Source organism: Herbaspirillum sp. Her3 (assembly GCF_057961275.1).
The window spans coordinates 4,472,420-4,498,504 of the sequence record NZ_CM176328.1; the positions used below are offsets into that span (position 1 = coordinate 4,472,420).

Genomic DNA, 26,085 nt, shown 5'->3' on the forward strand with positions numbered 1-26,085 from the left:
AGATGCTTTTTCAGCCCCGCATCTTGCGCATCGCCTGCGCGGCTGAGGGCCTAGGATAGAACGCATGCCGGTTGTGCCGTTTGCCGCACGGCCTTGTTCAACGCATCTCCAGCGAGTCCTCCTCTATGCAAACTTCCACCCTGGCCGCCCTCGACCGCAGCCACCTGATCCATCCCGTTGCCAGCTTCCGCGAGCATGAAGAGCTGGGCCCCATCATCCTCAAGTCCGGCCAGGGCGCCTACCTGACCGATCACCAGGACAAGCAGCTGCTGGATGCCTTCTCGGGCCTGTGGTGCGTCAATACCGGCTATGGCCAGCAAAGCGTGATCCGCGCCGCCACCGAACAGATGGAGCGCCTGCCTTATGCCACCGGTTACTTCCACTTCGCTTCGGAACCGGCCATCCTGCTGGCCAAGAAGCTGGTGGACATCAGCCCCGCCTCGCTCAAGCACGTCTACTTCACCCTGGGTGGCTCGGATGCAGTGGATGCCGCCATTCGCTACATCACGCACTACACCAACTCCATCGGCAAGCCGGGCAAGAAGCATTTCATCTCGCTGCAGCGGGGCTATCACGGTTCGTCCTCGGTGGGCGCGGGACTCACCGCGCTGCCCAATTTCCATTACAACTTCAACCTGCCGCTGCCGACCCAGCATTACCTGCCCTCGCCCTATCCGTATCGCAGCGAGGTGCAGGGCGATGAAGCCATCATCGAGGCCTCGGTGCAGTCGCTGCGCGACAAGGTGGCCGAGCTGGGTGCGGACAACGTGGCGGCCTTCTTCTGCGAGCCGATCCAGGGCTCCGGTGGCGTGGTGGTGCCGCCCAAGGGCTGGTTGAAAGCCATGCAGCTGGCCTGCAACGAGCTCGATATCCTGTTCGTGGTGGATGAGGTCATCACCGGCTTCGGCCGTACCGGCCCCATGTTCGCCTGCCTGGACGAAGACGTGCAGCCTGACCTGATGACCATGGCCAAGGGCCTGACCGCAGGCTATGCGCCCATGGGCGCGGTGATGATGTCGGACCGCGTGTACAACGCCATTGCCGATGGCGCGCCGATGTCCACCGTGGTCGGCCATGGCCAGACCTACTCGGCCCATCCGGTCAGTGCGGCGGTGGCGCTGGAAGTCCTGCGGCTCTACGAGGAAGGCGGCCTGCTGGAAAACGGCCGCCGTCTGGAACCGGTCTTCGCCGGTGGCCTGCGCGCCCTGCTGGATCATCCGCTGGTGGGCGATGCGCGCAGCCGTGGCTTGCTGGGCGCGCTGGAACTGGTGGCCGACAAGAACACTCGTGCCCGCTTCGCCCCTGAACTGAAGCTGCACGAGCGTATCTTCCAGGTGGCCTATCGCCATGGGCTGATCTTCCGCGCCTTCGGCGACAACATCCTCGGCTTTGCGCCGGCGCTGTGCTACACGCAAGAGGACTTTGCACTGATGTTTGCGCGTCTGCGGGCCATCCTGGACGAAGTGCTGGCCCAGCCCGAGGTGCGCCAGGCGGTGCGCTGAGCGGCCAATGCGAGTAGCCCTCCTGCCCATTGGGGAAAATGCGGCCGGAGGGGTTAAAATGCCCTGCTACATCCCGCCGCCCTTCCTGCTGCTGCCATGCCAGGAGGGCCGGCGGGCTGAGTCGAATAACCCGAGGCAACATGATGACTAACGGCGCGTTGAAACTGGACCGGATCGATCTGAGGATTTTGTGTCACCTGCAGCAGAATAGCCGCATTACCAACGTGATCCTGGCCGATGCCGTCGGCCTGTCCCCCAGCCCCTGCCTGATCCGCGTCAAGCGCCTGGAAAAGGCCGGCTACATCAGCGGCTACGGTGCCTACATCCGTCTGGAAAAACTGGCCGACGTGCAGATCGTCTTCACCGAAGTGACGCTCTCGGACCATCGCCGCGAAGACTTCGCCAAATTCGAATCGACCATCCGCAACGTGGACGAGATCATCGAATGCCACCTGGTCAGCGGCGGCTACGATTACCTGCTCAAGTTCATGACCCGCAGCGTCGTGCATTACCAGAGCGTGATCGAATCCCTGCTGGAGCAGAACCTGCGCATCGAGAAGTACTTCAGCTACATCGTCATCAAGTCGCCCTTCATCAAGCATCATTATCCGCTCGAGAAGTTCATACAAACCTGAGCCGGCCGGCAGGCCCCTGCCTGCCGGTGCGGCTTTCAGGCCGCCTTCACGCAATATCCTTCAGTTCGCCTCCCCAGCGCCGTCCCGCCTGCCTTTCGGCCGCCCGCCCGTCCCCGCTTCTTTACATTGATGCTGCGCGCTTGAGCCGCGTTGCGCCCTTCTCCTGCCAATCCTCACAAAAAACCCGAACAAACGTCACGTTTTGTCAGCAAAACGCCCTTTACTTTTGTAAAGATGTGCCGTTAATCTTTACGGGTCGCTGACATGCAGTCAGCTTCCCGAAAGATAAGAAAATCATCATTGCATAGGGGTCAAGATGGCAACTTCCACGGGGACAATCTCGACATCGGCCGGTCCGCTGGACGTATCGACGCTGGTCAACCAGCTCATCGCAGTCGAAAGCAAGTCCAAGCTCACACCGCTGAAGACCAAGGAAAGCGCGTTCAACACGCTCATTTCCGCCTATGGCTCGCTCAAGAATGCGCTGTCGAGCTACCAGAGCGCCTTGAAGGTCATGACGGCGGCCAGCTTCAGCGCGCAGAAGACTACGGTGTCCAATGCCGGTACCGGGAGCAACCTGACCACCGATCCCTTTACGGCCGATGCCAACAGCGACGATTCGACCAAGATCCTGGCCCAGAAGCTGCAGTCCGGCGGCTATGCCAGCGGCACCACGTTCAATGCCGGCGACTCCATCGCCATCAAGGTCGGCACCAACCAGCCCACCTTCATCACGCTGCAGGCCAATGCCACGCTTTCGGGCGTGCGCGATGCCATCAATGCGGCCAAGACGGGGGTGACGGCTTCCATCGTCACCGATGGCAGCGGCGACCACCTGGTGCTCGAATCCAATACCGGCGGTACCGCCAACACCATCAAGGTCTCGGCCAACAACACGCTCTCGGGGCTGAGCTATGACCCCAGCGTATCGGGCTCGGTCACCCAGATCCAGGCGCCGCGCGACGCCACCAAGGCCGCTGCCGGCCAATACAGCATCGGCGTGAGCCAGCTGGCGCAGGCCGTCAAGGTCAGCTCGGCCGCCATCGCGCCCGGCGCCACCTTCGACAACGGCGTGCTGGCCATCAAGACCGGCAACGGCTCGACCGCGCTGATCCAGCCCAAGACCAACACCCTGGCCGGCGTACGCGATGCCATCAATGCCAGTGACGCCGGCGTGAATGCCGCCATCGTGAGCGATGGGACCAATGACCACCTGGTGCTCACCGCCAAGGACGCTGGCGCGGCCAACACCTTGCGGGTGAGCGGCACGGGCAACTTCGCGGTCTTTGCCTTCGACCCCAGCGGTACCGTCACCACCACCGGCGTGGCGACCAACCAGACCTACAGTACGGGCAGCCTGGCGCTGCAGGTGGGCAGCAAGTCCTTCACCATCACCCCGACCGACCTCGACGGCAGCGGCGCCATTGGCCTGAACGACGTGATGAAGGCCATCAACAATGCCAACACGGGCGTGACCGCCAGCATCAGCAATGACGGCAGCCAGGACCACCTGGTGCTGAGCCCGGCCGGCACCGATGCCATCCAGCTGACCGGCAGCAGCGACTATGCCGGCCTGTCCGGCAGCAGCATGGGACAGTTGGCCAAGGCGCAGGATGCCAAGCTGACCATCGACGGCGTGGCCGTGACCAGCACCAGCAACAAGGTCAGCAATGCGATTTCGGGTGTGACGCTGAACCTGGCCAAGGTCACCACCTCGGCTGACAATTTCACGCTGTCCATTGCGAACGACACCAGCGGGCTGTCGACCGCCGCCAACAGTTTCGTCACCGCCTACAACAACCTGGCCAAGAGCGTGGCCAACCTGACCAGGCAGACGCCCTCCACCACCAAGGGCCAGGCCAGCACCGGCTCGCCGCTGGCGGCCGAGTCGTCGGTGCTGAACATGATGGCGCAGATCCGCAGCACCATGCTGGGTGCATTGGGTAACAACGGCAGCATGAATCTGTCGCAGGTCGGCATTGCCTTCCAGAAGGATGGCACGCTGGCGCTGGACGCCACCAAGCTGACAGCGGCAGGAAACAAGGATTTCGAGGCGGTCAGCAAGCTTTTCACCGGCACCGGCGGGGTCGTGACCAAGCTGCAGAAGGTGATGGAAGGCATCCTCGCCGACAGCGGCACGCTGGCTGCCAAGACCAAGGGCCTGCAGGACAGCCTCAAGATCGTGACCGACCAGCAGACGGCGGCCAATACGCGCCTGCAGAACCTGAAGGACAACTACACCAACCAGTTCAACCGGCTCAACGTCACGCTGGCGACCATGCAGGCGCGGCAGAGCTATCTGACGCAGCAGTTGAGCAAGTTGTCCAAGTCGTCTTGATGGATGGGGGCCGCGCAGAACGCCCGGCCCAGCCGAAGAAACGCTGCATCGAATAATTCCTGAGTCGGGCAGCTTTATCCGAAGCCCAATGGAAAAACCCCGCTGGAAGCGGGGTTCGTCGTTAAACTCTCGTGTGTCCGCGGGGGGAAGCTTGCGCTAACAAATCCCGTGGCTCGCGTGGCGACTATAGGGCTTAACGAGTGCAATGTCAATTCAGGCGCAGACCGAGGAAATCCACTGGGCGCTCTCGCCCGCCCGCATTGCGACCTACGTCGCAGCAGCACATTGCAAGAGTCCGGACGATCCCGCCGCACTCGAGCTGTATCTGTGGAATGCTCATCTCTCCGCTGCTTTCCTGACACCGCTCCACTTGTGCGAAGTCATTCTGCGCAATGCGGTGGACGATGCCCTCGGCGCGAAGTATGGCGCTGCATGGCCATGGTCCGCCGCCTTCGAGCAGAGCCTGCCGGTTACTGCCGGTTACCTCGATGGGCTACAACCCACGAGGGGATTTGTTCAAGGCGCGCCAGGCATTCTCAGTCGGCCAGACGGGAAAGGTGATCGCCGAACTCAAGTTCGTGTTCTGGCAGCGCATGTTCGCTGCACGGCATGATAATCGGATATGGAACCCGCACTTGCGGCGGGTATTGCCTCACACCGATCCGAACCAGAGCGTGGCGCAAACGCGCAAAAACATCTTCGACGCGCTCGACACCATCCGCCATTTGCGCAATCGCATCGCGCATCACGAGCCCATCTTCCATCGTGCGCTGGATGCGGATTGGCACATGATCGGCCAACTCATTGCGTGGCGCTCACCCCATACCTTCCGGTGGTTGGAGCAGCACCAGGAAATCACCAGATGGCTCGCCGCCCGCCCCCAGGCTTACGCAGTATCGCTATACTGACTGCCTGCCACATGAGGACAACAACGGCGTAGCAGCGTCCAAGACCAACAAGGGAGACCGCATGACCACCCTCAACTTTCTGGAAGACTTCCACCCCGGCCAGATATTCCGCTCGCCCGGCACCCTCAGCGTCACTGCCGAGGAGATCAAGCAATTCGCCCGCCAGTACGATCCGCAACCCTTCCACCTCGACGAGGCGGCGGCGCAGCAGAGCTTCTTTCGCGGGCTGGCCGCCAGTGGCTGGCATACCGCCGCGCTGACCATGCGCCTGCTGGTCGATACCCTGCTCATCGAGGGCGGCATTATCGGCGCCGGCTTCGATGAGTTCCGCTGGCCGCGCCCCACCCGGCCCGGGGACGTGCTGCGCCTGGAGGCCGAGGTACTGGGCATCAAGACCTCGCAATCCAGACCTCAGCAGGGCTTCCTCAACCACCGCGTGACCACCTACAACCAGCACGACGAAGCCGTGCTCATCATGACCGGCAACCTGCTGGTGCCGCGCCGCAGCCTGCTCTGAGCGCACACGCCTGAACGCTGGCTCAGGCAGCGTCGGGCTGCTGCGCCGGATGCGCCTGCTGGAAGGCTGGCAAGACATTGCAGGCGGCTTCGATGGCACACAGCGTCGGATAGGGCGCCATGTCGACCTCGAAGCGGCGTGCATTGAAGATCTGCGGAATCAGGAAACAATCAGCCATGGTCGGCGCGTCGCCCACGCAGAAGTGGCCGCGCGTGGTGTCGTCCGCCAGTTGCTGTTCCAGCGCGGTAAAGCCGAGCTTGATCCAGTGCTGGATCCACGCGGTCTTTTGCGCTTCGTCCACCTCCAGCGTGTGCTTGAGATAACGCAGCACGCGCAGGTTGTTCAGCGGATGGATCTCGCAGGCGATGGCCAGCGACAACTCGCGGATGTGCGCGCGCGCGAATGCATCGCCCGGCAACAGCGACGGCGTGGGATAGCGTTCTTCCAGATACTCCAGCATCGCCATCGATTGCGTCAGCAGCCGGCCCTGGTCGGCCAGCACCGGCACCAGCGCGTGCGGATTCAACTGCGTGAAGGCGGGCAGCAATTGCTCGCCGCCCTGGTTCAACAGATGCACGGCCGCCGTCTCGTAGGCCACGCCCTTGAGGTTCAGGGCGATGCGCACGCGATAGGAGGCCGAGCTGCGGAAATAGCTGTACAGGGTAGTCATGCGCTTCTTTCCTTCAAGACTGAGGACTGAAAGATCGGATCAGGCCAGGCTGCGCGCGGGCAGCACGGTGCCGGCCACCTCACCGAAGCCGATGTTGGGCAGGCCGTCACGACGAGCCACGGCACGCAGGATGATGGTATCGCCATCCTCCAGGAACACCCGCTTCTCGCCATTGGCCAGCGTCAGCGGCGTCTTGCCGCCCAAGCTCAGTTCCAGCAGCGAACCGGCCTGGTCCGGCGTCGGTCCGGACAGGGTGCCGGAACCGAAGAAGTCACCCGGACGCAGGTTGCAGCCATTGACCGTGTGGTGCGTGACCAGCTGCGCGACGGTCCAGTAGGCGTCACGATAGTTGCCCAGCGAGAGCCGCTGCGGCGCGCTGCCGGCTGCGCGCATGGCGGCGGTCTGGATCAGTACTTCCAGTTCGATGTCGAAGGCGCCGCTCTCGCGCAAGGTCGGTGCATCCAGGTAGGGCAGCGGCTGCGGATCTTCGGCCGGGCGCGTCCAGCAGCAGCGGTAGGGAGCCAGCGCTTCCAGCGTGACGATCCACGGCGAGATGGTGGACGCAAAACTCTTCGATAGGAAGGGACCGAGCGGCTGGTACTCCCACGCCTGCACGTCGCGGGCGGACCAGTCGTTCAACAGGCACAGGCCGAACACCTTGTCCTCGGCCTGCTGCATCGGTACCGGCTCGCCCAGGGCATTGCCGCCGCCGATGAAGATGCCCAGCTCCAGTTCGTAATCCAGCCGCTTGCAGGGACCGAAGCTGGGCGTCTCGGCATCGGGCGCCCTGGTCTGGCCGACCGGACGGCGGAACTGCTGGCCGGAGACGGCGATGGACGAAGCCCGGCCGTGATAGCCGATGGGCACCCACTTGTAGTTGGGCAGCAGCGGATTGTCCGGACGGAACAGCTTGCCCACCGTGGTGGCGTGATGGATGGAGGTGTAGAAGTCGGTGTAGTCGCCGATGACAGCCGGCACCTCGTACCCGGCCTGGGCCTGCGGCACCAGGCAGGCGGCCAGTTCGGTCTGGTGCGCCGAACCACTGCGCAGCAGGCGCGACAAGGCCAGGCGCAGCGCCGACCACGCGGCCGGGTTCAGTGCCATCAGGGCATTGAGGGTGCTGCCGCTGCAGGCTGCGTGAGCCGCTGCGCGGGTGGCCTCGTCAAAGCCAGAGAAGGCGCCCGCCGCCTGGGCAGCGGGCAGGTCCAGGATCTGGTCGCCGATGGCTACGCCTGCGCGGTACGCTTCTTCACTGCCGACGCGGCGAAACACGCCGTAAGGCAGGTTCTGGATGGGAAAGCTGCAGTTTTCTGCATTGGCACTGTCAACCCAGCTACGCAGGGCGGGATCGTGGGTTTCGTTCAGTTTCAGGCTAGGCAGGCTCATGCGCGCTCCGGGTTGAAGTTCTTCTGGATGCCCAGCCAGCAATCCTGATAGTCGCGCTGCAAGGTCGGCGCAGCCAGGGCATGACGGGTCGGGCAAAGGATGTTGCGGGTCTCGAACATGAAGGCCATGGTGTGATCGACCTTGTTCGGCTTGCTGGTATCGATGCGGCTGGCCTTCTCGAAGGTGGCCGCGTCCGGTCCGTGGCCGCTCATGCAATTATGCAGGCTGCCGCCGCCGGGCACAAAGCCGCCGCCCTCCTTGGCATCGTACTGGCCGGTGATCAGGCCCATGTATTCGCTGGCCACGTTGCGGTGGAACCAGGGCGGACGGAAAGTGTGTTCCGCGGCCAGCCAGCGCGGCGGGAAGATCACGAAGTCGATGGTGTCCACGCCCGGCGTATCGCTCTGCGACTGCAGCACCAGGAAGATCGACGGATCGGGATGGTCGTAGCTGATCGAGCCGATGGTGTTGAAATGGCGCAAGTCGTACTTGTAGGGCGCGTAGTTGCCATGCCAGGCCACCACGTCCAGGGGAGAATGGCCGATCCTGGCCTGCCACAGGTTGCCGCCGAACTTGGCGATGAGCTGGAAGTCGCCCTCGCGGTCTTCGTACCAGGCGTGCGGCGTGGCGAAATCGCGCGGGTTGGCCAGGCCGTTGGAACCCAGCGGGCCCAGGTCCGGCAGGCGCAACAGCGCACCGAAGTTTTCGCAGATGTAGCCGCGCGCCTCGCCATCGGGCAGCCGCACCTGGAAGCGTACGCCGCGCGGAATGACGGCGATCTCTTCCGGTTCGATATCGATCACGCCCAGCTCGGTACGCAATTGCAGACGGCCCAGCTGCGGCACGATCAGCAGTTCGCCATCGGCCGAATAGAAGAAGCGATCGGTCATCGAGCAATTGGCTGCATACAGGTGGATGGCGCAGCCGCTCTGGGCTTGCGGTGAACCATTGCCGGCCATGGTGACCAGGCCTTCGACGAAATCGGTGGGCACGGTCGGCATGGGCAGCGGATCCCAGCGCAGCTGGTTGGGCGGCGCGGCCACCTCGTCGAAGTGGCTCACCAGCAGGCCGCGCTCCATCGGTTCGAAGGGATGATGCACCGCCGCCGGACGGATGCGATACAGCCAGGAGCGGCGGTTGTGGCTGCGTGGTGCGGTGAAGGCGGTGCCGGAAATCTGTTCGGCATACAGCCCGTAAGCCACCTGCTGCGGCGAATTCTGGTGCACCGGCAAGGTGCCCGGCAGCGCCTCGGTGGCGAACTCGTTGCCAAAGCCGGACTGGTAGCCGCGCGTATGCACGTGATGGCTGACGGAAGAATCGGTGACGGTATTCATGCGGACACTCCTCGGGAAGTACGATGCAAACGGGCAATGGTCAGCGCCGAGACCAGGGCCGGCACGGACGCAGCGATGAACAGCGACGCATTGCTCCACTGCAGTGCGATCAGCTGGCCACCGATGACCGGGCCGACCACCGAGCCGATGCGGCCGATGCCCAGCGCCCAGCCGATGCCGGTGGAACGCAGCGTGGTCGGATAGAAGGTACCGGCCAGCGCATTGACGGCCGGCTGGCCGCCGACGATGCAAAAGCCTGCCACGATCACCGCCAGGAACAGCAAGGCCGGCATCGCGGCTACTTTGCCGATCAGCGCAATGGAGACGCAGGCCAGCAGGAAGCAGGTACCGAGCACGCGGGTGAAGCCGAAGCGGTTGATGAAGCGGCCCAGGCTGAGCGTGCCGACCACGCCCCCGACTTGCAGTGACGTACCGATCAGCACGGCCATGCTGGTGGAATAGCCGGCATCGCGGATCAGCGTGGGCAGCCAGTTGGAGAGGAAATACAGGTTGATCAGGTTCATGAAGCTGATCAGCCACAGCAGCACCGTGACACCCGCGCGGCCATCGCGGAACAGGGCCGCGACCGGCATGCCCTCGGCCTTGGTTTCCTTGACCACGACCTCGGTCTTGTCATCGATGTGGATGGTGGGGTCGAGCTTGCGCAGCCAGCGCGCCACCTGTGAACGCGGGCGGCGGTGCAGCACCAGGAACTGGATCGATTCCGGCAGCCACACCAGCATCGCCAGGCCCAGCACCAGCGGCACCGCGCCGCCGACCCAGAAGACTGCATGCCAGCCGTGCGCCGGGATCAGCGCGGCGCTGACGAAGCCGCCTGCAGCAGCACCGACGGTGAAGCCGCAGGACACCAGCATCATGCGCGTCACGCGCGAGGATTGCGGGCTGAATTCACCGACCAGCGCCATCGCATTGGGCATGATGCTGCCCAGGCCGAAACCGGTGATGAAGCGCACGATCAGCAGCTGATCAATGGTGCTGACCAGCGGTGTAGCCAGCATGCAGGCCGCAAAGAAAAGCGTGGACACGATCAGCACCGGGCGGCGGCCATAACGGTCACCCACCGGGGTCAGCACCAGCGAGCCCAGCAGCATGCCGAACAGGCCGGCGCCGAACACCGGCCCCAGGCTGGCCTTGCTCACGCCCCAATCGGCAATGATGGCCGGAGCCACGTAGCCCATGGCCTGCACGTCGAAACCATCGATGATCAGGCACAGGCCGCACAGCAGCAACAGGCTGAACTGGAAAGGGCCAAACCGGCCCTGCTCCACCACCTGGTCCACATGGACCGTGGGCAGAGCGCCACTTGCGTGGGTACTCATCGTTTTCTCCTCGTCTGTCTTTACGTTTTTTTAGTTGTGTTGGCTGCCATGCTTGCGCCGATGAGGCTGACAATGATGTCGATGGCAGCTCCCCTGGCCGTCTGCGGGCAGGTCTTGTCGCGACGTCACTGTAGTGCAATCGACAGTCTTTTACGATATAAATACGAAAATACGATCCATTCATTTCATGAATATTGCAGCGCACGCAGGCTGACTGTCCTGCTGACTCCGACCATGGCCCTCATCGAACCGCGCGACATCGACCTCAACCTGCTGGTGGTTTTCCAGGAGGTATTCCAGGAACGCCAGATCTCCTCGGTGGCGCGCCGGCTGGGGCTGTCGCAGCCGGCGGTGTCCAATGCGCTGGCGCGGCTGCGGCGCAGCTTCGGCGATGAACTGTTCGTGCGCACGGCACAAGGCATGCAGCCCACGCCCTTTGCCGAGCAGGTGGCCGAGCCGGTGGCTGCGGCGCTGCAGCAAGTGGCACGCGCTCTCAACCTGCAGGAAGGCTTTGCGCCACAGAGCAGCGAGCGCGTCTTTACCATTGCCATGACCGACGTGGGTGAGGTGTATTTCATGCCGCGCCTGATCGAGGCCTGTGCCGAGGTGGCGCCGGGTGTGCGTATTTCGACCGTGCGCGCCGGGGCCATCGATCTCAAGAGCGAGATGGAAGCCGGCCGGGTGGACCTGGCCATCGGCGCCTTTGACAACCTCTCTGAAGCGCTTTACCAGCGGCGCCTGTTCCGCCAGGAATACGTGAGCATGTTCCGCATCGGCCACGCGCTGGACAAGCGCGGCGAGGTCAGCCTGAAGGAATTCCTGGCGGCCGAGCATCTGATGGTGTCCTCGCAGGAGAGTCCCTATGACCGCATCAACCAGAACCTGGAAAAAGCCGGCATCCTGCCCAGCGTACGCTTCCGGGTGCCGCATTTCACGGCCGTGCCCTACATCGTCAGCACCACGGCGCTGGTGGTGACGGTGCCGCGCAAGCTGGCCGAGAGCGCCGCCGCGCCGTTCGGGTTACGGTGCATCAAACCGCCGCTGCGCCTGCCGGCCCTGCAGACCAACATGTTCTGGCATCGCCGCTACAATCAGGACGAGGGCAATGTCTGGCTGCGCAACCTGATCTCGGCGCATTTTGCCGAATGACTACTAGCCCCGCAAGGCAAGGGAGAAGAGAGATGAACATCTACCGCGACCATGACCGCGAAGCCCTGGACCAGCAGTACAACGTGCGCCTGCACATCAGCGATTTCCAGACCTGGTTCGACCGCTTCGCGCGCGAAGGAGAAGCTGCACGGCAAGCGCATCCGCACCTGGCCGACCTGCCCTATGGCGAAGAAGCGCTGCAGACCCTGGACTTCTTCCCCGGACGCAGCAATGGCCGGCCCTTGCTGGTGTTCATTCATGGCGGCTACTGGCGTTCGCTGGACAAGCACCAGTTCAGCCAGATCGCCCTGCCCTACCTGGCGCAGGACATCAACGTGGCCCTGATCAATTACCGCCTGGCGCCGCAGGTGCGCATGGGCGACATCGCTGCCGATTGCGGGCGCGCGCTGCGCATGCTCTACGGCAAGGCGGCCGCGCTGCGCTTCGATCCGGATGCCATCTGGCTCATGGGCCACTCCGCCGGTGCGCATCTGGCCGCGCTGATCGCCTCGCTGGGTGCAGCGCCGGTGCGCGGCGTGTGCGGGATCAGCGGTATCTACGACCTGGAACCGGTGCGTCTGAGCTATCTGAACGAGGTACTGCACCTGTCGCCCTCGGACGCCCAACAGGCCAGCCCCCAACTGCTGGCCATGCCCAATGGGGTGCAGGCGCTGCTGTGTGCGGGGGAACAGGAGTCCGCCGAATTCCTGCGCCAGCGCGACCTCTATGCCGCCACCCTGCGCCAGTCAGGCCATGCCGTGGAAGTGGTGCCGCTGCCGCAGCAGCATCATCTGAGCGTGGTGGATGTGGCTGCGGATGCGGGAAGTGTGCTGACGCGGACGATGATCAAGATGATGCTAGGGCCTGTTCACACTTAATCTGCGAGTGCGAGAGGTCGCCAAGCGTTGACTGCCTAGGCGCAGCGACGCGCCGTGGTGGTGCCACGGCAAGGAGCTGCAACAACGGCAGGCGACGCTTGGCGGCCTCTCCCGGAGGGTTGCCCCCAGAAGGCGTGCTGGCAAGGCGCGCGTCAGGGCTGGTGGCACCACCACCAGCCCTGACGCGCGCCTTGCCAGCACGCCTTCTGGGGGCAACGCATCTCGCAGATTAAGTGTGAACAGGCCCTAGCCTGATCAGGCCTTGCGTCCTCGACGCAGGCTGGCACGCGGCTTTTCTGACACGGCAATGCTGCTGCGTCGTACTTTCACCGGTTCAGGCGTCAGGTCGAAGGTCTTGTTTCCCGGAAAAGTGGCAGTCAACACCAGCTGGCCACCCAGGCCGCGCACGAAATCCATGACGGTACTCACCAGCAGATCATCCCGATTTTCCATTTTCGAGATGGCAGCTTGCTGAACCTGCAGGCTGGAGGCGAGGTTGGCCTGCGTCACCTTCAGACTCTTGCGCAGCGCCTGCAACTTGATGCTGGTCTGCAGGGATTCTGTTCTCGCCTGCGCCTGCATTCGTGCTTCCGGCCGCATGCCGGCGCGCAGTTCGCTAAATTTCCTTGCCATGATTGATTGCCTCCTTCATCAATGTCTCGAGATGAATGTCGTAGAGCTTGTCCGCAAGCGGGACATACTGCTCGTACCAACGCTGGTTTCCCGTCTTGTCGCCGCCGATCAGAAGAATCGCATGCCTGAACGGATCAAATGCATAGAGCACCCGATAGGGCCTTCCTGCATGCTGGACCCGGAGCTCTCTCATATGTGCGTGCCGGGAACCAAGAATTGCGGAACAGTATGGGTACCGAAGAGCAGGTCCGTTTTTCTCCAGCAGGCCAACGTAGGCGTCGACCGAGATCTGCTCTGCTTCGTCAAGCTGTTCCCACCAGTGTCCGAATTCATCGGTGTATTCTACCTCGCATTGCATGCGATATTCCTCCAAAGGAATATTCCGTTAAAAGATTTTTTGCGAATGGCAAGGGCGTTTTCAGACCAACGCCGCTGCTGGCGTGGCTGGCCAGAGTAGCCAGTCCTGCAGGAAAATCTTTTCCCGTTTGAAAATTGGCGGGAAAGCTCGAAGTCTTTTGTGTACCGGCAGTTACAGTGGCTCGACCAAGACAACAATAAGAATCATTTTCATCTGAACTATAATAGCGGCCTGACCCGCCAGCCGCCCCCATCGCAGCCCGGCAGACAAGACCAACAAGGCGCACGCGCGCCCATCGCCGCCCTACTGACACATGTTCAAGAAGATCTGGTTCCAGTTGCACTGGTTCATCGGCATCACTGCCGGCACCCTGTTGATGACCATCGGCGTGACCGGCGCCGTCCTGTCTTTCCGCGAGGAAATCATGGACGCGCTCAGCCCCGGCGTGATGCACGTTCAGGTGCGCCAGCAAGCCACGCTCACGCCCCAGCAACTGCTGGACAAGCTGCATGAGGCCGCCCCCGGGCAGCGCGTCGCCGCCTTGACCCTCACCAACGAACCGGGTGCCTCGGCGCGCGTGGTGTTTGCGCCGCCTCCGGGGATGCGGCGCGGTGAAGCGCGCTACGCCGATCCCTATACCGGCGCACTGCTGCCGCCGGTGACGGGCGCGGCCTTCTTCGAAGTCGTCGAACGCTTCCACCGCTGGCTGCTGCTGCCCACCGAGATCGGCAAGATCATCCTGGGCACTCTGGCGCTATCGCTGCTGATGCTGGCGCTCTCGGGCCTGTACCTGCGCTGGCCGCGCCGCCCGCTGTCGCTGCGCGCATGGCTGCGGCTGGACTTCCAGCTGCAGGGACGCTCCTTCCTCTGGAACCTGCATTCGGTCATCGGCACCTGGTCGCTGGTGATGTACGTCATCTTCGCCACCACCGGTGCCTACTGGGGCCTGGACTGGTTCCGGGATGGCGTCAACACGCTGGCCGGCGAGAGCCGCCGCCCGCCCATGCAACGCGGCGAAGGCAAGCACAAGCCAGGCCGTGACGAGGCCGTGCCGCTGGACCTGACCCGGGCCTGGAGCGCCTTCCTCGCCAAGGCTCCGGATTACCAGAGCGCCCAGCTGCGCCTGCCGGAGCAGGGAACGCAGCCGCTGCAGATCTTCTTCCTCGATCACGACGCGCCCCACGAGCGCGCACGCAGCCGCATGGTGGTGCTGCCGCAAAGCGGCGAGATCCGCCAACTGGAACGCTACGAAGACAAGCGCAACGGCGGCAAGCTCATCGCCGCCATCTACCCGCTGCACATGGGCACGTACTTCGGACTGCCAGGCCGCATCATCATGGCCATCGCCAGCCTGATGATGCCGCTCTTCGGCATCACCGGCTGGATGCTCTACCTCGACCGCCGCCGCAAGAAAGCCGCGCTGCGCGCCGAACGCGCCCACCTGGAGGGTACGGCGACGGCCACCAAGGGCGAGCCGGTGCTGGTGGCCTACGCCTCCCAGACCGGCCAGGCCGAACGCATCGCCCTGCATACCGCTGCCGCCCTGCGCCGCAGCGGCGTGGCCGTGCATCTGCAATCCCTGGCGCAGAGCACGCCCGAGAGCCTGCGCCATCACCGCCGCATCCTCTTCATCGCCAGCACCTTCGGCGAAGGCGATGCACCCGACAGCGCACGCGGCTTCGAAAAGCGCCTGCGCCAGGCGACCGGACAATCGCTGGCCCACGTGCACTACGCCATCCTGGCCCTGGGCGACCGCCATTACGCGCAGTTCTGCGGCTTCGGCCATACGCTCGACCACGGCCTGCGCCAGTGCGGTGCCAAACCCCTGTTCCCGCTGGTGGAAGTGGACCGCATGGCCGGCGCCGCCCTGCGCAAGTGGGAGAGCGAACTGGCCGCCCACGGCCTGCAGGCCAGCGTGACCGACATCCTGCCCACCACGGCACCGGCCTGGCAGCCATGGACGCTGACACGCCGTGTGCTCATGAATCCCGGTAGCCAGGGTGCGCCGCTGTATCACGTGGAATTGCAGACGCAGGACGGCAGCCCTCCCGCGTGGCAAGCCGGCGCGCTGGTGGAAATCCTGCCGCGCCACGCCCCGGATCGCGTCGCCCTGCTGCTGCAGCGCCTGCAACTGGATGGCAGCGTCATCGTGAAACACCTGGGCAGCGAACGCACGCTGGCCGAGGCCCTGGCCGGCAGCGTCCTGCCGCCCCATCCCGAGCGCCAGGCGCAGGCCCTGGCCGACCAGCTGCAACCGCTGGCGCCGCGTTCGTATTCGGTGGCCTCGGTGCCGCAGGATGGCGCCGTACATCTGCTGGTGCGCCAGGTCCAGCATGAAGATGGACTCGGCCTGGCCTCCGGGTGGCTGACCGAATTTGCGCCCATCGATGCCACCGTGCAGTTGCGTCTGATCGACAATGCCAGCTTCGCGCCGGTGCCTGCCGCGACCCCGGCCATCTTCATCGGCAATGGTTCGGGCCTGGCCGGACTGCGCGGCCATCTTCGTGCACGCGTGCAGCATGCGCAAACGCCCGCACGCAACTGGCTGCTCTTCGGAGAACGTAACGAACGTGTCGATTTCCTCTATCGCGAAGAATTGCAGGCCTGGCTGGAACAAGGCCGGCTGACGCGCCTGGACCTGGCCTTCTCGCGCGACCAGGCCGAACGCATCTACGTACAGGACCGCCTGCGCGAAGCGGCGGATGAATTGCGCCAGTGGCTGGACCAGGGCGCCGTGCTCTACGTCTGCGGCAGTCTCGATGGCATGGCCGCTGGTGTGGATGCGGTACTGACGGACCTGCTGGGCGAGTCCGGCCTGCATGCCCTGATCGAACAGAACCGCTACCGCCGCGACGTCTATTGATCCGCTCGGCCGGAGGGCGCTCGGCCCCCCTCCGGCAAGGATGCAACACCCTCTTCCCCCTCCTGTAGGCAGCTCCCGCTTTCGTCTGTAGGACAGTTCCGATTCGTGCCTGCGGCTGTGCAATGGCCGTGCGGCGGGGCATATACTCGACCGCACAGCGTTGCCCACCCGACGCCACACAGGTGTACAGGTCCATGGCAGCGCCCAACCGGGACCCTTCCATGACCAACAAGAACATGCCCTGGAGGAGCTGGTCCGCCGCCTGGCTCCTGCTGTTGCTGAGCTCCTTGCTGCTGGCGGCCTGCAGCTCGCTCCCCACCATCGTGCCCGACATGGACACGCAATCGGCCCGCACCATCCAGATGAAGGGCGGACGCGGCGTGCTCTCGGAGGCGCAGGCCAAGGCCGTGCTCGACAAGCTGCGCGCCCGCAACGCAGACAACACCCTGCTGGACCGGCACGTGGCCATCGAAGGCGCGATTACCGGATCGCCCCTGGTCACCGGCAACAAGGTCACGCTCCTGATCGACGGTCCGGCCACTTATGCCTCCATGCAGCAGGCCATCCAGGCGGCGCGCTACCACATCAACATGGAAACCTACATCATGGAAGACGATGAGGTCGGCCACCAGTTTGCCGACCTGCTCATCGCCATGCAAAAGAAGGGTGTCCAGGTCAACCTGATGTATGACAGCGTGGGCGCCATCAATACCCCGCGCGAATTCTTCCAGCCCATGATCGATGCCGGCATCCACGTGCTGGAATACAACCCCATCAATCCCACCCAGGTGCGCAAGGACTGGGAAGTCAACCAGCGCGATCACCGCAAGCTGCTGGTGGTCGATGGCAAGACGGCCTTCGTGGGCGGCATCAACATCAGCAGCGTCTATTCCAGCGGCTCCTTCAGCACCCGCAAGAAAAAGCCGCGCGTGAACAAGGATGGCGAGCAGATCCCCTGGCGCGATACGCAGGTGCGCATCGATGGTCCGGTGGCGCTGGAATTCCAGAAGCTCTTCATCGACACCTGGACCAAACAGCGTGGGCCTGATCTCGGCGAGCACCGCTACTTCCCGCCCGTGGCCGCCGCGGGCAACGAGATCGTGCGCGCCATCGGCAGTTCGCCCGATGATCCCTACAGCGTCATCTATGCCACCTTCATCTCGGCCATCCAGCATGCGGAAAGCTCGATCTACCTGACCAACGCCTATTTCGTGCCCGACCCGCAACTGCGCGATTCGCTCAAGGATGCGGCCAGGCGCGGCGTGGACGTGCGCCTGATCCTGCCTTCGCACAGCGATTCCTCGCTGGTGCTCTATGCCTCGCGCTCCTTCTACAGCGAACTGCTGGAGGCCGGCATCCGCATCTACGAACGCCAGGATGCGCTGCTGCATTCCAAGACCGCCTTGATCGATGGGGTCTGGTCCACCATCGGCTCGACCAACCTCGACTGGCGCAGCTTCGTCTACAACCAGGAGATCAATGCCGTGATCCTGAGCCCGCAATTCGGCGTGCAGATGAAAAGCATGTTCGACCGGGATCTTGGCGCCTCCAGGGAGATCACAAAGGAACAATGGGACCAGCGGCCGGTTAGCGAGCGTATGAAGGAATTTGGCGCCAGCGTCTGGTCCCGCCTGCTTTGAGCGTGCTGGAACGACGAAAAAAGTGAACGATTGAGCCGATTTTGAAGAGGAGTCCGCCGTGCGATCCATGTTGTCCCGCCTGAGCCTGCATCTGATCCTGGCCGCCGCCCTGGCGCTGGCGGCCTGCGGTTGGATGCAGGCACAGGCGCAAACCCAGACCGGTGCGGCGGCCATGAAGAGCCGCCATGAAGAGCTGCAGGGCGAACTCAACAACAATGCCTACCACCGCCCGCTCTACCTGAATTCACGCGAGGACGGCAGTACCGTCAAGGGCGACATCTACGCCGTGCTGGACTATCCCTTCACCCAGGTGCGCGCGTCGCTGGACAGTCCCGAGCACTGGTGCGACATCCTGATCCTGCACCTCAACACCAAGTACTGCCGGCTCCTGCGCGAAGGCGGCAAGACCACCCTGCGCATGCAGGTCGGCAAGAAGACCGAGCAGGAACTCGACGATACCTATCGCGTGGACCTGCGCTACCACGGCGGTATCAGCGCAGCGGACTATTTCTCTTCCTCGATGCTGGCCGACAAGGGACCGCTGGACACCTCCAACTACCGCATCGAGATCGAAGCCATTCCGCTGGACGGCGAGCGCTCCTTCCTGCATTTCAGCTATGCCTATTCCTATGGCATGGCCAGCAAGCTGGCGCTGCGCGCCTACCTCATGACGGTGGGCCGCGACAAGGTGGGGTTCAGCATCGTCAAGCGCGAGGCCAACGGACAGCCGCAATACGTCTCGGGCAGCCGGGCCACGGTGGAGCGCAACACCATGCGCTATTACCTGGCCATCGATGCCTATCTCGCCGGCCTGGACGCCCCGCCCGCAGAGCGCCTGGAAAAGCGCCTGGCGGCCTGGTACGGGGCCACCGAACAATATCCCCGCCAGTTGCATGAGCTCACGCGGGAGGACTATCTCACGATGAAGCGCAAGGAAGTCGCGCGCCAGCAAAAGGCCATGCAGTAGCCCCTCTGCTCATCGGCTCAAGCCTGGCCGCCGGCCTGCTCCCGCAGCCATTCCAGAAACGCCGCCACCGCCGGCCGCCGCGCATGGTGCGCCGGATAGACTGCAAAGTGCGCCTTGACCTTGATGGCGCGCTCCAGCCCGAAGATGGGCTTGAGTTTCTTTTCCTCGATATGGCGCGCGGCCACGGTCGCACTCTCCAGCGCCACGCCCAGCCCCTGGGTGGCGGCATCCAGTGACATCTGCGCGCGGTCGAAGCGCACCGCGAACTGCTCCGGCGCACGCACGTCGGCAAACTCCCCGAACCAGTCGGTCCATTGCACCACGCTGACGTTGCTGCGGATAAGCTTCACGCCCAGCAGGTCAGCCGGCTTCCTGAGCCTGTATTCCCGGATGAAGGCCGGGCTGGCCAGGGGCACGATGCGTTCCTCGAACAGCGGCTCCACCACCAGCCCGGGCCAGTTGGGAATGCCGTAACGGATGTCGATGTCCACCTCGCCCAGTTCGAAATTGCTCTGCGAATGCGCCGCCGAGAGGTTGAAGGTGATCTCCGGATAGCTGCGCGCAAAATCATTGAGCCGCGCCATCAGCCACAGGCTGGCAATGCTGGGGGCGGAATGGATGTAGAGCGTGTTGCTGACGCCCTGGCGCACATCCATGGAGGCCGCCGTGATGGCCGAGATCGCGCCCTGGATGCGCGCCAGGTAGCTCTCCCCCGCAGTGGTAATGCGCACGCCATGCGCGCTGCGCTCAAACAGGCGGATGCCGAGATAGGACTCCAGCCGCGCCACCTGATGGCTCACCGCCGAAGCCGTCAGGTGCAGTTCGGCAGCAGCCAGCGCAAAACTCTTGCGCCGGGCCACTGCTTCGAAGGCCTGGAGGTTGGGCAAAGGCGGGAGAACGGCCATGGACGGGCTCCGGAGCTAAGATGATGATCTGTCACTTTAACATGACGAGACTTCGCTTGTCGTCAGGCGAGGAAAGTCCGACCATGCATTCCAGAACAAAAACGGAGACATGCTCACCTGCCCTGCCTGCCTTGCGGTAGCCGGGCAGCATGCGCACTCGCGCATCCGCTCTGTCTCCGCTGTTGCTCACCTCAACGCAAACAACATCTGGAGAACACGACATGCTGCTCAAGGACAAGGTTGCCGTCATTACCGGCGGTGCAGGCATCAACGGACTGGGTTACGCCACGGCGCGCCTGATGGCAGAACAAGGCGCCCGCGTGGTGGTGCTGGATCTGGCCCAGGCCGACCCGGCTGCGGCGGCAGCGCGCATCGGCAGCCAGCACCTGGGCCTGGTGGCCGACGTAACCGACAAGGCTTCCTGCGAAGCCGCCGCCAGCGCCATCCTCAAGCAGTTCGGCCGCATCGACATCCTGGTCAACAATGCCGGCATCACCCAGCCGGTCAAGACGCTGGAGATCACCGGCGCCGACTACGACCGCATCCTCGACGTCAGCCTGCGCGGCACGCTTTACATGTCGCAGGCGGTACTGCCGGCCATGCGTGCGCAGCAGAGCGGCTCCATCATCTGCATCTCCTCGGTGTCGGCGCAGCGCGGCGGCGGCATCCTGGGCGGTCCGCACTATTCGGCCGCCAAAGCCGGCGTACTGGGCCTGGCGCGCGCCATGGCACGCGAGTTCGGTCCGGAAGGCATCCGCGTCAACTGCATCACCCCCGGCCTGATCGGCACCGACATCATCAAGGGCAAGCTCACCGAAGAAAAGAAAGCCGAGATCGCCGAGACCATTCCCCTGGCCCGCCTGGGCCGTGCCGATGACATCGGCGGTGCCTGCGTCTTCCTGGGCAGCGAGCTCTCGCAGTACTGCACCGGCATTACGCTGGACGTTAATGGTGGCATGCTGATCCATTAAACGCAGCTTAATGCTCGTCCACGCCGGCCTGGCCGGCATCTTTCCGATACCAGAACAAACAGGAGACCTGACATGACCCATGACGACAATAAAACCGGCAAGACCACCCTGAGCCGCCGCCAGCTGCTCAAGGCAGGCGCGGTCGGCGCCGCGCTGCCGCTGTTTTCCATCATGACCCGTCCGGCCCATGCGGCCGAGTTCAACTACAAGTTCGCCACCGGCCAGGACCCGTCGCACCCGGTCAACAAGCGTGCGCAGCAAGCCATCGACCGTATCCGCGAAGCCACCGGTGGCCGCCTGGACATCAAGCTGTTCCCGGCCAACCAGTTGGGTTCCGATACCGACCTGATGTCGCAGATCCGCAATGGCGGCGTGGAATTCTTCAACCAGGCCAGCGTGGTCTTGTCCACCCTGGTGCCGGCGGCCGGCATCGTCAACACCGGCTTTGCCTTCCACGACTACAAGGAAGTCTGGCAAGCCATGGACGGCCCGCTGGGTGCCTACGTGCGCGCGCAGATCGAGAAGGTCGGCCTGCTCACCATGTCCAAGCCCTGGGACAACGGCTTCCGCCAGATCACCACCTCGACCAAGCCGATCAAGACCGCCGCCGAGCTGAAGGGCCTGAAGCTGCGCGTGCCCGCCGCTCCGATGCTGACCTCGCTCTTCACTGCCCTGGGTGCGAGCCCCACGCCCATCAACTTCAACGAAGTCTATTCGTCGCTGCAGACCAGGCTGGTCGAGGGACAGGAAAACCCGCTGGCCATCATCAGCACCGCGCGCCTGTATGAAGTGCAGAAGTTCTGCACCATCTCCAACCACGTGTGGGATGCCTACTGGATCCTGGGCAACCGCCGTGCCTTCGAGAAGCTGCCCAAGGACATCCAGGAAATCGTGCGCCGCGAACTGGACAAGGCGGCCACCGACGAACGCGCCGACATCGCCTCGCTGGCCGGTTTCGCCCGTAATGACCTGCAGGGCAAGGGCGTGCAGATCATCGAAGCCGACAAGGACTCCTTCAAGGCCGCCCTGGCCCAGGCCAACTTCTACAAGGACATGCGCGCCAAGTTCGGCGACGATGCCTGGAAGCTGCTGCAGAACGCCGTCGGGAGCCTGGGATGAGCGCCCTGTCGCTGGAGCAGCCGGTGACGGATGACCGCTCGCTGTCTGCGCGCCTGGAACACTGGCTGGGCTTGGCCATCGAGATCCCCGCTGCGGCGCTGGTGGTGGGCGAGGTGGCGGTGTTGCTGGCGGGCGTGATCATGCGCTTCATCTTCAACAGTCCCATTCCCTGGGCCGATGAACTGGCGTCCATCCTCTTCCTGTGGCTGGCCAACCTGGGCGCAGCCGTCGCCCTGCGGCGCGGCACCCACATGCGCACCACGGTGCTGGTGGGCTTCATGAGCGAACGCGGCAAGGCTTGGGCTGAAGCGCTGGCCATCATCGCGCCTTGCGTGATGCTGCTGATCCTGATCCACCCGATGTGGGAATACGCCGAAGACGAAATGTTCGTGCAGACCCCCGCGCTGGGCTGGCCCAACACCGTGCGCGCAGCGGCCGTGGGCGTGGGCGCGGCACTGATGATCACCCTGTCGCTGTTGCGCATCTCGCGCCAGAAGCTGGTTGATCTGGTGGGCGTGCTGGTGCTGCTGGCCGTGGTGGCCGGTGCGATGACTCTGGGTGCGGACTGGCTGCAGGCCATCGGCAACTGGAACCTGGTGGTGTTCTTCGGCCTGGTGCTGGCGGTGTCGGTGCTGCTGGGCATTCCCATTGCCTTCTGCTTTGGGCTGGCCACGGTGGCCTTCATGCTGACCGTGACCACCAGCCCGCTGGCGGTGGTGGCGGGACGCTTCGATGAAGGCATGTCCTCGCTGATCCTGCTGGCGGTGCCGCTGTTCATCCTGCTGGGCCACCTGGTGGAGATGACCGGCATGGCCAAGGCCATGGTGGACTTCCTGGCTTCGCTGCTGGGCCACGTGCGCGGCGGCCTGAACTATGTGCTGCTGGGCGCGATGCTGCTGGTTTCCGGGATCTCCGGCGCCAAGACCGCCGACATGGCGGCGGTGGCCCCGGTGCTGCTGCCGGAGATGAAGCGCCGTGGCAATCACGAGGGTGAGCTGATTTCGTTGCTGGCCGCTTCGGGCGCCATGGCCGAGACCATTCCGCCCTCGCTGGTGTTGATCACCATCGGTTCGGTGGCCGGCGTGTCGATTGCGGCGCTGTTTACCGGCGGCATCATGCCGGGCATCGTGCTGGCCGTGCTGCTGGCCATCCTCGCGCGCTGGCGCAGTGCCGAGATCATGGAAGGCATCCAGCGCGCGCCCGGCCGCGTGGTACTGCGCACGCTCATCATCGCGCTGCCCGCGCTGCTGCTGCCCATCCTGATCCGCACGGCCGTGGTCGAAGGCGTGGCCACCGCCACCGAGGTTTCCACCATCGGCATCGCCTATTCGGTGGTGGCGGGTCTCCTGGTGTATCGCAAGTTCGACTGGAAGCGGCTCTATCCGATGCTGGTCGACACCGCCGCCTTGTCGGGCGCCATCCTGTTCATCATCGGCACCGCGACCGGCATGTCGTGGGCGCTGACGCAATCAGGCTTCTCGCATGCACTGGCCGAGGCCATGACCAGCGTACCGGGCGGCAAATACGGTTTCCTGCTGGTGTCGATTGCCGCCTTCGTGGTGCTGGGCAGCGTGCTGGAGGGCATCCCGGCCATGGTGCTGTTCGCGCCGCTGCTGTTCCCGGTGGCCAAGGCCATTGGCGTGCATGAGGTGCATTACGCCATGGTCATCATCCTCTCCATGGGCGTGGGCCTGTTCGCGCCGCCCTTCGGCCTGGGCTACTACGCCGCCTGCACCATCGGCCGCGTGCATCCGGACGTGGCGGTCAAACGCATCTGGCCGTATCTCGGTGCGCTGGTGGTGGGCCTGCTGATCGTGGCCTTCGTGCCGTGGTTCTCGATTGGTTTCCTGTGATTTTTACGTTTTCATTCATCTAGCAAGGACACGCAATGTCTGACAATTTGGCAAACCTGCGCGCCAGCGCATACCGCATCCGCCGCAATGCCGTGCGCATGGGCGAGGTCCAGGGGCAGGGCTACATCGGCCAGGCCCTGGGCTGGGCCGACGTGCTGGCCGTGGCTTACAAGCACGCCATGCAACTGCGCCCGGACGACCCGGAATGGAGCGGCCGCGACCGCTTCCTGCTCTCGCACGGCCACTACGCCATCGCGCTGTATGCGGCCCTGATCGAAGCCGGCATCGTCCCCGACGAAGAACTGGAATCCTACGGCAGCGATGACAGCCGACTGCCCATGTCGGGCATGGCGACCTATACGCCGGGCATGGAAATCTCCGGCGGCTCGCTGGGCCAGGGTCTGGCCATCGGCGTGGGCATGGCGCTGGGGCTGCGGTACAACAACAATCCGGCCTTCGTCTACAACTCCATGTCCGATGGCGAGCTGGACGAAGGCTCGACCTGGGAAGCGGCCATGGGCGCGGCGCATCACCAGCTGGGCAACCTGATCTGCCTGGTTGACATCAACAACCAGCAGGCCGACGGTCCGTCCAGCAAGGTGATGGGCTTTGAGCCGCTGGCCGACAAATGGGCTGCCTTCGGCTGGTATGTGCAACGGGTCGATGGCAATGACCTGGCGGCCGTGGTGCAGGCCTTCGACAATGCCCGCAGCCTGAAGGACGCCAGGCCGCGCGTGATCCTGTTCGATACCTTGATGGGCAAGGGCGTGCCCTTCCTGGAGCAGCGCGAGAAGAACCACTTCATCCGTGTCGATCCGCCCGAATGGCAGCAGGCGCTATCCATCCTCGACCAGTCTTATCAACAAGGAAGCCAAGCATGAACACCGTCGCAGACAAAAAACCGCGCCTGACCACCTCGGCCATGATCGCCTCCATCGCCGCCGAGGGGCAGCGCGTGCAGGCGGCTCCGTTCGGCAAGGCACTGGTGGAATATGCCGCCGACCGTCCCGAGATCGTGGGCCTCACTGCCGACCTGGCCAAGTACACCGACCTGCACCTGTTCCAGAAGGCCTATCCCGAGCGCTTCTTCCAGATGGGCATGGCCGAGCAGTTGTTGATGGCCGCTGCCGGCGGCATGGCCAAGGAAGGGCTGGTACCCTTTGCCACCACCTATGCAGTCTTCGCCACGCGTCGTGCGTATGACTTCATCCACCAGGTGATCGCCGAAGAAAACCTGAACGTGAAGATCTGCTGCGCGCTGCCCGGCCTGACCACCGGTTACGGCCCCAGCCACCAGGCCACCGAAGACCTGGCGATGATGCGCGCCATTCCCGGCCTGACCATCGTCGATCCCTGCGATGCGCTGGACCTGGAGCAGGCCGTACCGCAGATCGCGGCGCATCAGGGGCCGGTGTACATGCGCCTGGCGCGTGGCAATGTGCCGCTGGTGCTGGATGAATACGACTACCAGTTCGAGCTGGGCAAAGCCAAGGAAATCCGCGACGGCAACGACGTACTGATCATCTCCAGCGGCTTCATGACCATGCGCGCACTGGAAGTGGCCAGGGCGCTGGAAGCCGACAACATCAGCGTAGGGGTGCTGCACTGCCCGACCATCAAGCCCTTTGACGAAGCCACGGTGCTGGAGCAAGTCAGGAAGAAGAACCGCCTGGTGGTCGTGGCCGAGAACCATTCGGTCATCGGCGGCCTGAGCGAGATCGTCGCCACCACGCTGATGCGCAACCGCGTACAGCCGGCCGGATTCCAGATGGCGGGCTTGCCAGATGCCTTCCTCGACGCGGGGGCACTGCCGACCTTGCATGACCGGTATGGGATCAGTTGTGAGGTGTTGAGCGGGCGGATCAGGGGGTGGTTGAAATAGGCGAGTGCTGCATGCCGCGATGAATCAGGCCAGCCGTCCTTGGCATGGTTCATCAGGCATGCGAGAGCCGCGTCGTCAGATGCAGACGGTCGTCGGCGCGCTGCGATCTACCAAGACTTCGATAAAAGCAAACTAAAATAGGGAGTCTCACCCGAAACAATTGACTAGCACCGGCGCAATCGCTTATCTAGCCCATGGCCTGCTCATTGGCTCATGCTGCCAGCATCGGCAGCGTCA

At 64.0% G+C, this 26,085-nt stretch carries 22 protein-coding genes; 15 read left to right on the plus strand and 7 right to left on the minus strand.

The features are described 5' to 3' along the window. Positions 1–125: 125 nt before the first annotated feature. From ACVC5H_RS20445 to ACVC5H_RS20465, 5 genes are all read left to right on the plus strand, one after another. Positions 126–1,502, plus strand: coding sequence for an aspartate aminotransferase family protein (locus ACVC5H_RS20445; protein WP_489619565.1), 1,377 nt, complete (start codon positions 126–128; stop codon positions 1,500–1,502). A 140-nt stretch (positions 1,503–1,642) separates the two neighbouring features. Further along, a complete protein-coding gene (locus ACVC5H_RS20450; protein ID WP_145605163.1) occupies positions 1,643–2,137 on the plus strand; it encodes an Lrp/AsnC family transcriptional regulator in 495 nt (164 codons plus the stop codon). A 316-nt stretch (positions 2,138–2,453) separates the two neighbouring features. Then, positions 2,454–4,475, plus strand: a complete 2,022-nt coding sequence (gene fliD, locus ACVC5H_RS20455) for a flagellar filament capping protein FliD (protein WP_489619566.1) — start codon at positions 2,454–2,456, stop codon at positions 4,473–4,475. Positions 4,476–4,963: 488 nt separating this feature from the next. Continuing rightward, positions 4,964–5,383, plus strand: coding sequence for a hypothetical protein (locus tag ACVC5H_RS20460; RefSeq protein ID WP_489619567.1), 420 nt, complete (start codon positions 4,964–4,966; stop codon positions 5,381–5,383). Positions 5,384–5,444: 61 nt separating this feature from the next. Beyond that, the gene (locus ACVC5H_RS20465) at positions 5,445–5,900 is read left to right on the plus strand and encodes a MaoC family dehydratase (protein ID WP_489619568.1); all 456 of its coding nucleotides are present in this window, start codon (positions 5,445–5,447) and stop codon (positions 5,898–5,900) included. Between the two features lie 22 nt (positions 5,901–5,922). Here the strand turns inward: ACVC5H_RS20465 and maiA are convergent, their stop codons facing one another. The 4 genes from maiA to ACVC5H_RS20485 are packed head-to-tail and all read right to left on the minus strand — an operon-like array spanning position 5,923 to position 10,630. Continuing rightward, positions 5,923–6,570, minus strand: a complete 648-nt coding sequence (maiA, locus tag ACVC5H_RS20470; RefSeq protein WP_489619569.1) for a maleylacetoacetate isomerase — start codon at positions 6,568–6,570, stop codon at positions 5,923–5,925. Between the two features lie 39 nt (positions 6,571–6,609). Next, the gene (gene fahA, locus ACVC5H_RS20475; RefSeq protein ID WP_489619570.1) at positions 6,610–7,956 is read right to left on the minus strand and encodes a fumarylacetoacetase; all 1,347 of its coding nucleotides are present in this window, start codon (positions 7,954–7,956) and stop codon (positions 6,610–6,612) included. Next, positions 7,953–9,290, minus strand: coding sequence for a homogentisate 1,2-dioxygenase (gene hmgA / locus ACVC5H_RS20480; protein WP_489619571.1), 1,338 nt, complete (start codon positions 9,288–9,290; stop codon positions 7,953–7,955). The genes fahA and hmgA overlap by 4 nt, the downstream gene beginning before the upstream one ends. After that, complete coding sequence (locus ACVC5H_RS20485; RefSeq protein WP_489619572.1) at positions 9,287–10,630, minus strand: MFS transporter; 1,344 nt, start codon at positions 10,628–10,630, stop codon at positions 9,287–9,289. The genes hmgA and ACVC5H_RS20485 overlap by 4 nt, the downstream gene beginning before the upstream one ends. Before the next feature lie 234 nt (positions 10,631–10,864). Here ACVC5H_RS20485 and ACVC5H_RS20490 point away from each other — a divergent pair, with 234 nt between their 5' ends. Together ACVC5H_RS20490 and ACVC5H_RS20495 are read left to right on the plus strand one after the other, a co-directional pair. Continuing rightward, positions 10,865–11,779: a LysR family transcriptional regulator gene (locus ACVC5H_RS20490; RefSeq protein WP_489619573.1), complete on the plus strand. Its 915-nt coding sequence runs from the start codon at positions 10,865–10,867 to the stop codon at positions 11,777–11,779. Positions 11,780–11,811: 32 nt separating this feature from the next. Next, positions 11,812–12,657 carry an alpha/beta hydrolase gene (locus tag ACVC5H_RS20495; RefSeq protein ID WP_489619574.1) on the plus strand — a complete coding sequence of 282 codons (846 nt, stop codon included), beginning with the start codon at positions 11,812–11,814 and terminating at the stop codon, positions 12,655–12,657. 255 nt (positions 12,658–12,912) lie between these two features. On the opposite strand, the gene ACVC5H_RS20500 is transcribed toward ACVC5H_RS20495, so the two are convergent. Both ACVC5H_RS20500 and ACVC5H_RS20505 read right to left on the minus strand, forming a co-directional pair. Continuing rightward, positions 12,913–13,239, minus strand: a complete 327-nt coding sequence (locus ACVC5H_RS20500) for an XRE family transcriptional regulator (RefSeq protein ID WP_489619575.1) — start codon at positions 13,237–13,239, stop codon at positions 12,913–12,915. A 34-nt stretch (positions 13,240–13,273) separates the two neighbouring features. Beyond that, a complete protein-coding gene (locus ACVC5H_RS20505; RefSeq protein WP_489619576.1) occupies positions 13,274–13,648 on the minus strand; it encodes a type II toxin-antitoxin system RelE/ParE family toxin in 375 nt (124 codons plus the stop codon). 313 nt (positions 13,649–13,961) lie between these two features. Between ACVC5H_RS20505 and ACVC5H_RS20510 the strand changes: the two genes are divergently transcribed. The 3 genes from ACVC5H_RS20510 (at position 13,962) to ACVC5H_RS20520 (ending at position 19,118) form a co-directional block, all read left to right on the plus strand. After that, positions 13,962–16,511 (plus strand): PepSY domain-containing protein, encoded by a 2,550-nt coding sequence (locus ACVC5H_RS20510; protein ID WP_489619577.1) that lies wholly within the window; start codon positions 13,962–13,964, stop codon positions 16,509–16,511. A 221-nt stretch (positions 16,512–16,732) separates the two neighbouring features. After that, the gene (gene cls / locus ACVC5H_RS20515) at positions 16,733–18,151 is read left to right on the plus strand and encodes a cardiolipin synthase (RefSeq protein WP_489619578.1); all 1,419 of its coding nucleotides are present in this window, start codon (positions 16,733–16,735) and stop codon (positions 18,149–18,151) included. Between the two features lie 67 nt (positions 18,152–18,218). Further along, the gene (locus ACVC5H_RS20520; protein ID WP_489622738.1) at positions 18,219–19,118 is read left to right on the plus strand and encodes a hypothetical protein; all 900 of its coding nucleotides are present in this window, start codon (positions 18,219–18,221) and stop codon (positions 19,116–19,118) included. 17 nt (positions 19,119–19,135) lie between these two features. On the opposite strand, the gene ACVC5H_RS20525 is transcribed toward ACVC5H_RS20520, so the two are convergent. Continuing rightward, complete coding sequence (locus tag ACVC5H_RS20525; protein WP_489619579.1) at positions 19,136–20,023, minus strand: LysR substrate-binding domain-containing protein; 888 nt, start codon at positions 20,021–20,023, stop codon at positions 19,136–19,138. Between the two features lie 221 nt (positions 20,024–20,244). Here ACVC5H_RS20525 and ACVC5H_RS20530 point away from each other — a divergent pair, with 221 nt between their 5' ends. From ACVC5H_RS20530 to ACVC5H_RS20550, 5 genes are all read left to right on the plus strand, one after another. Continuing rightward, positions 20,245–20,994 carry an SDR family NAD(P)-dependent oxidoreductase gene (locus tag ACVC5H_RS20530; RefSeq protein ID WP_489619580.1) on the plus strand — a complete coding sequence of 250 codons (750 nt, stop codon included), beginning with the start codon at positions 20,245–20,247 and terminating at the stop codon, positions 20,992–20,994. A 72-nt stretch (positions 20,995–21,066) separates the two neighbouring features. Then, positions 21,067–22,113 (plus strand): TRAP transporter substrate-binding protein, encoded by a 1,047-nt coding sequence (locus ACVC5H_RS20535; RefSeq protein ID WP_489619581.1) that lies wholly within the window; start codon positions 21,067–21,069, stop codon positions 22,111–22,113. Continuing rightward, positions 22,110–23,966 carry a TRAP transporter large permease gene (locus ACVC5H_RS20540; RefSeq protein ID WP_489619582.1) on the plus strand — a complete coding sequence of 619 codons (1,857 nt, stop codon included), beginning with the start codon at positions 22,110–22,112 and terminating at the stop codon, positions 23,964–23,966. Before ACVC5H_RS20535 ends, ACVC5H_RS20540 begins: the two co-directional genes overlap by 4 nt. 35 nt (positions 23,967–24,001) lie before the next feature. Next, positions 24,002–24,847, plus strand: a complete 846-nt coding sequence (locus ACVC5H_RS20545; protein ID WP_489619583.1) for a transketolase — start codon at positions 24,002–24,004, stop codon at positions 24,845–24,847. Continuing rightward, positions 24,844–25,848, plus strand: a complete 1,005-nt coding sequence (locus ACVC5H_RS20550) for a transketolase family protein (RefSeq protein ID WP_489619584.1) — start codon at positions 24,844–24,846, stop codon at positions 25,846–25,848. The genes ACVC5H_RS20545 and ACVC5H_RS20550 overlap by 4 nt, the downstream gene beginning before the upstream one ends. Positions 25,849–26,085: the final 237 nt, after the last annotated feature.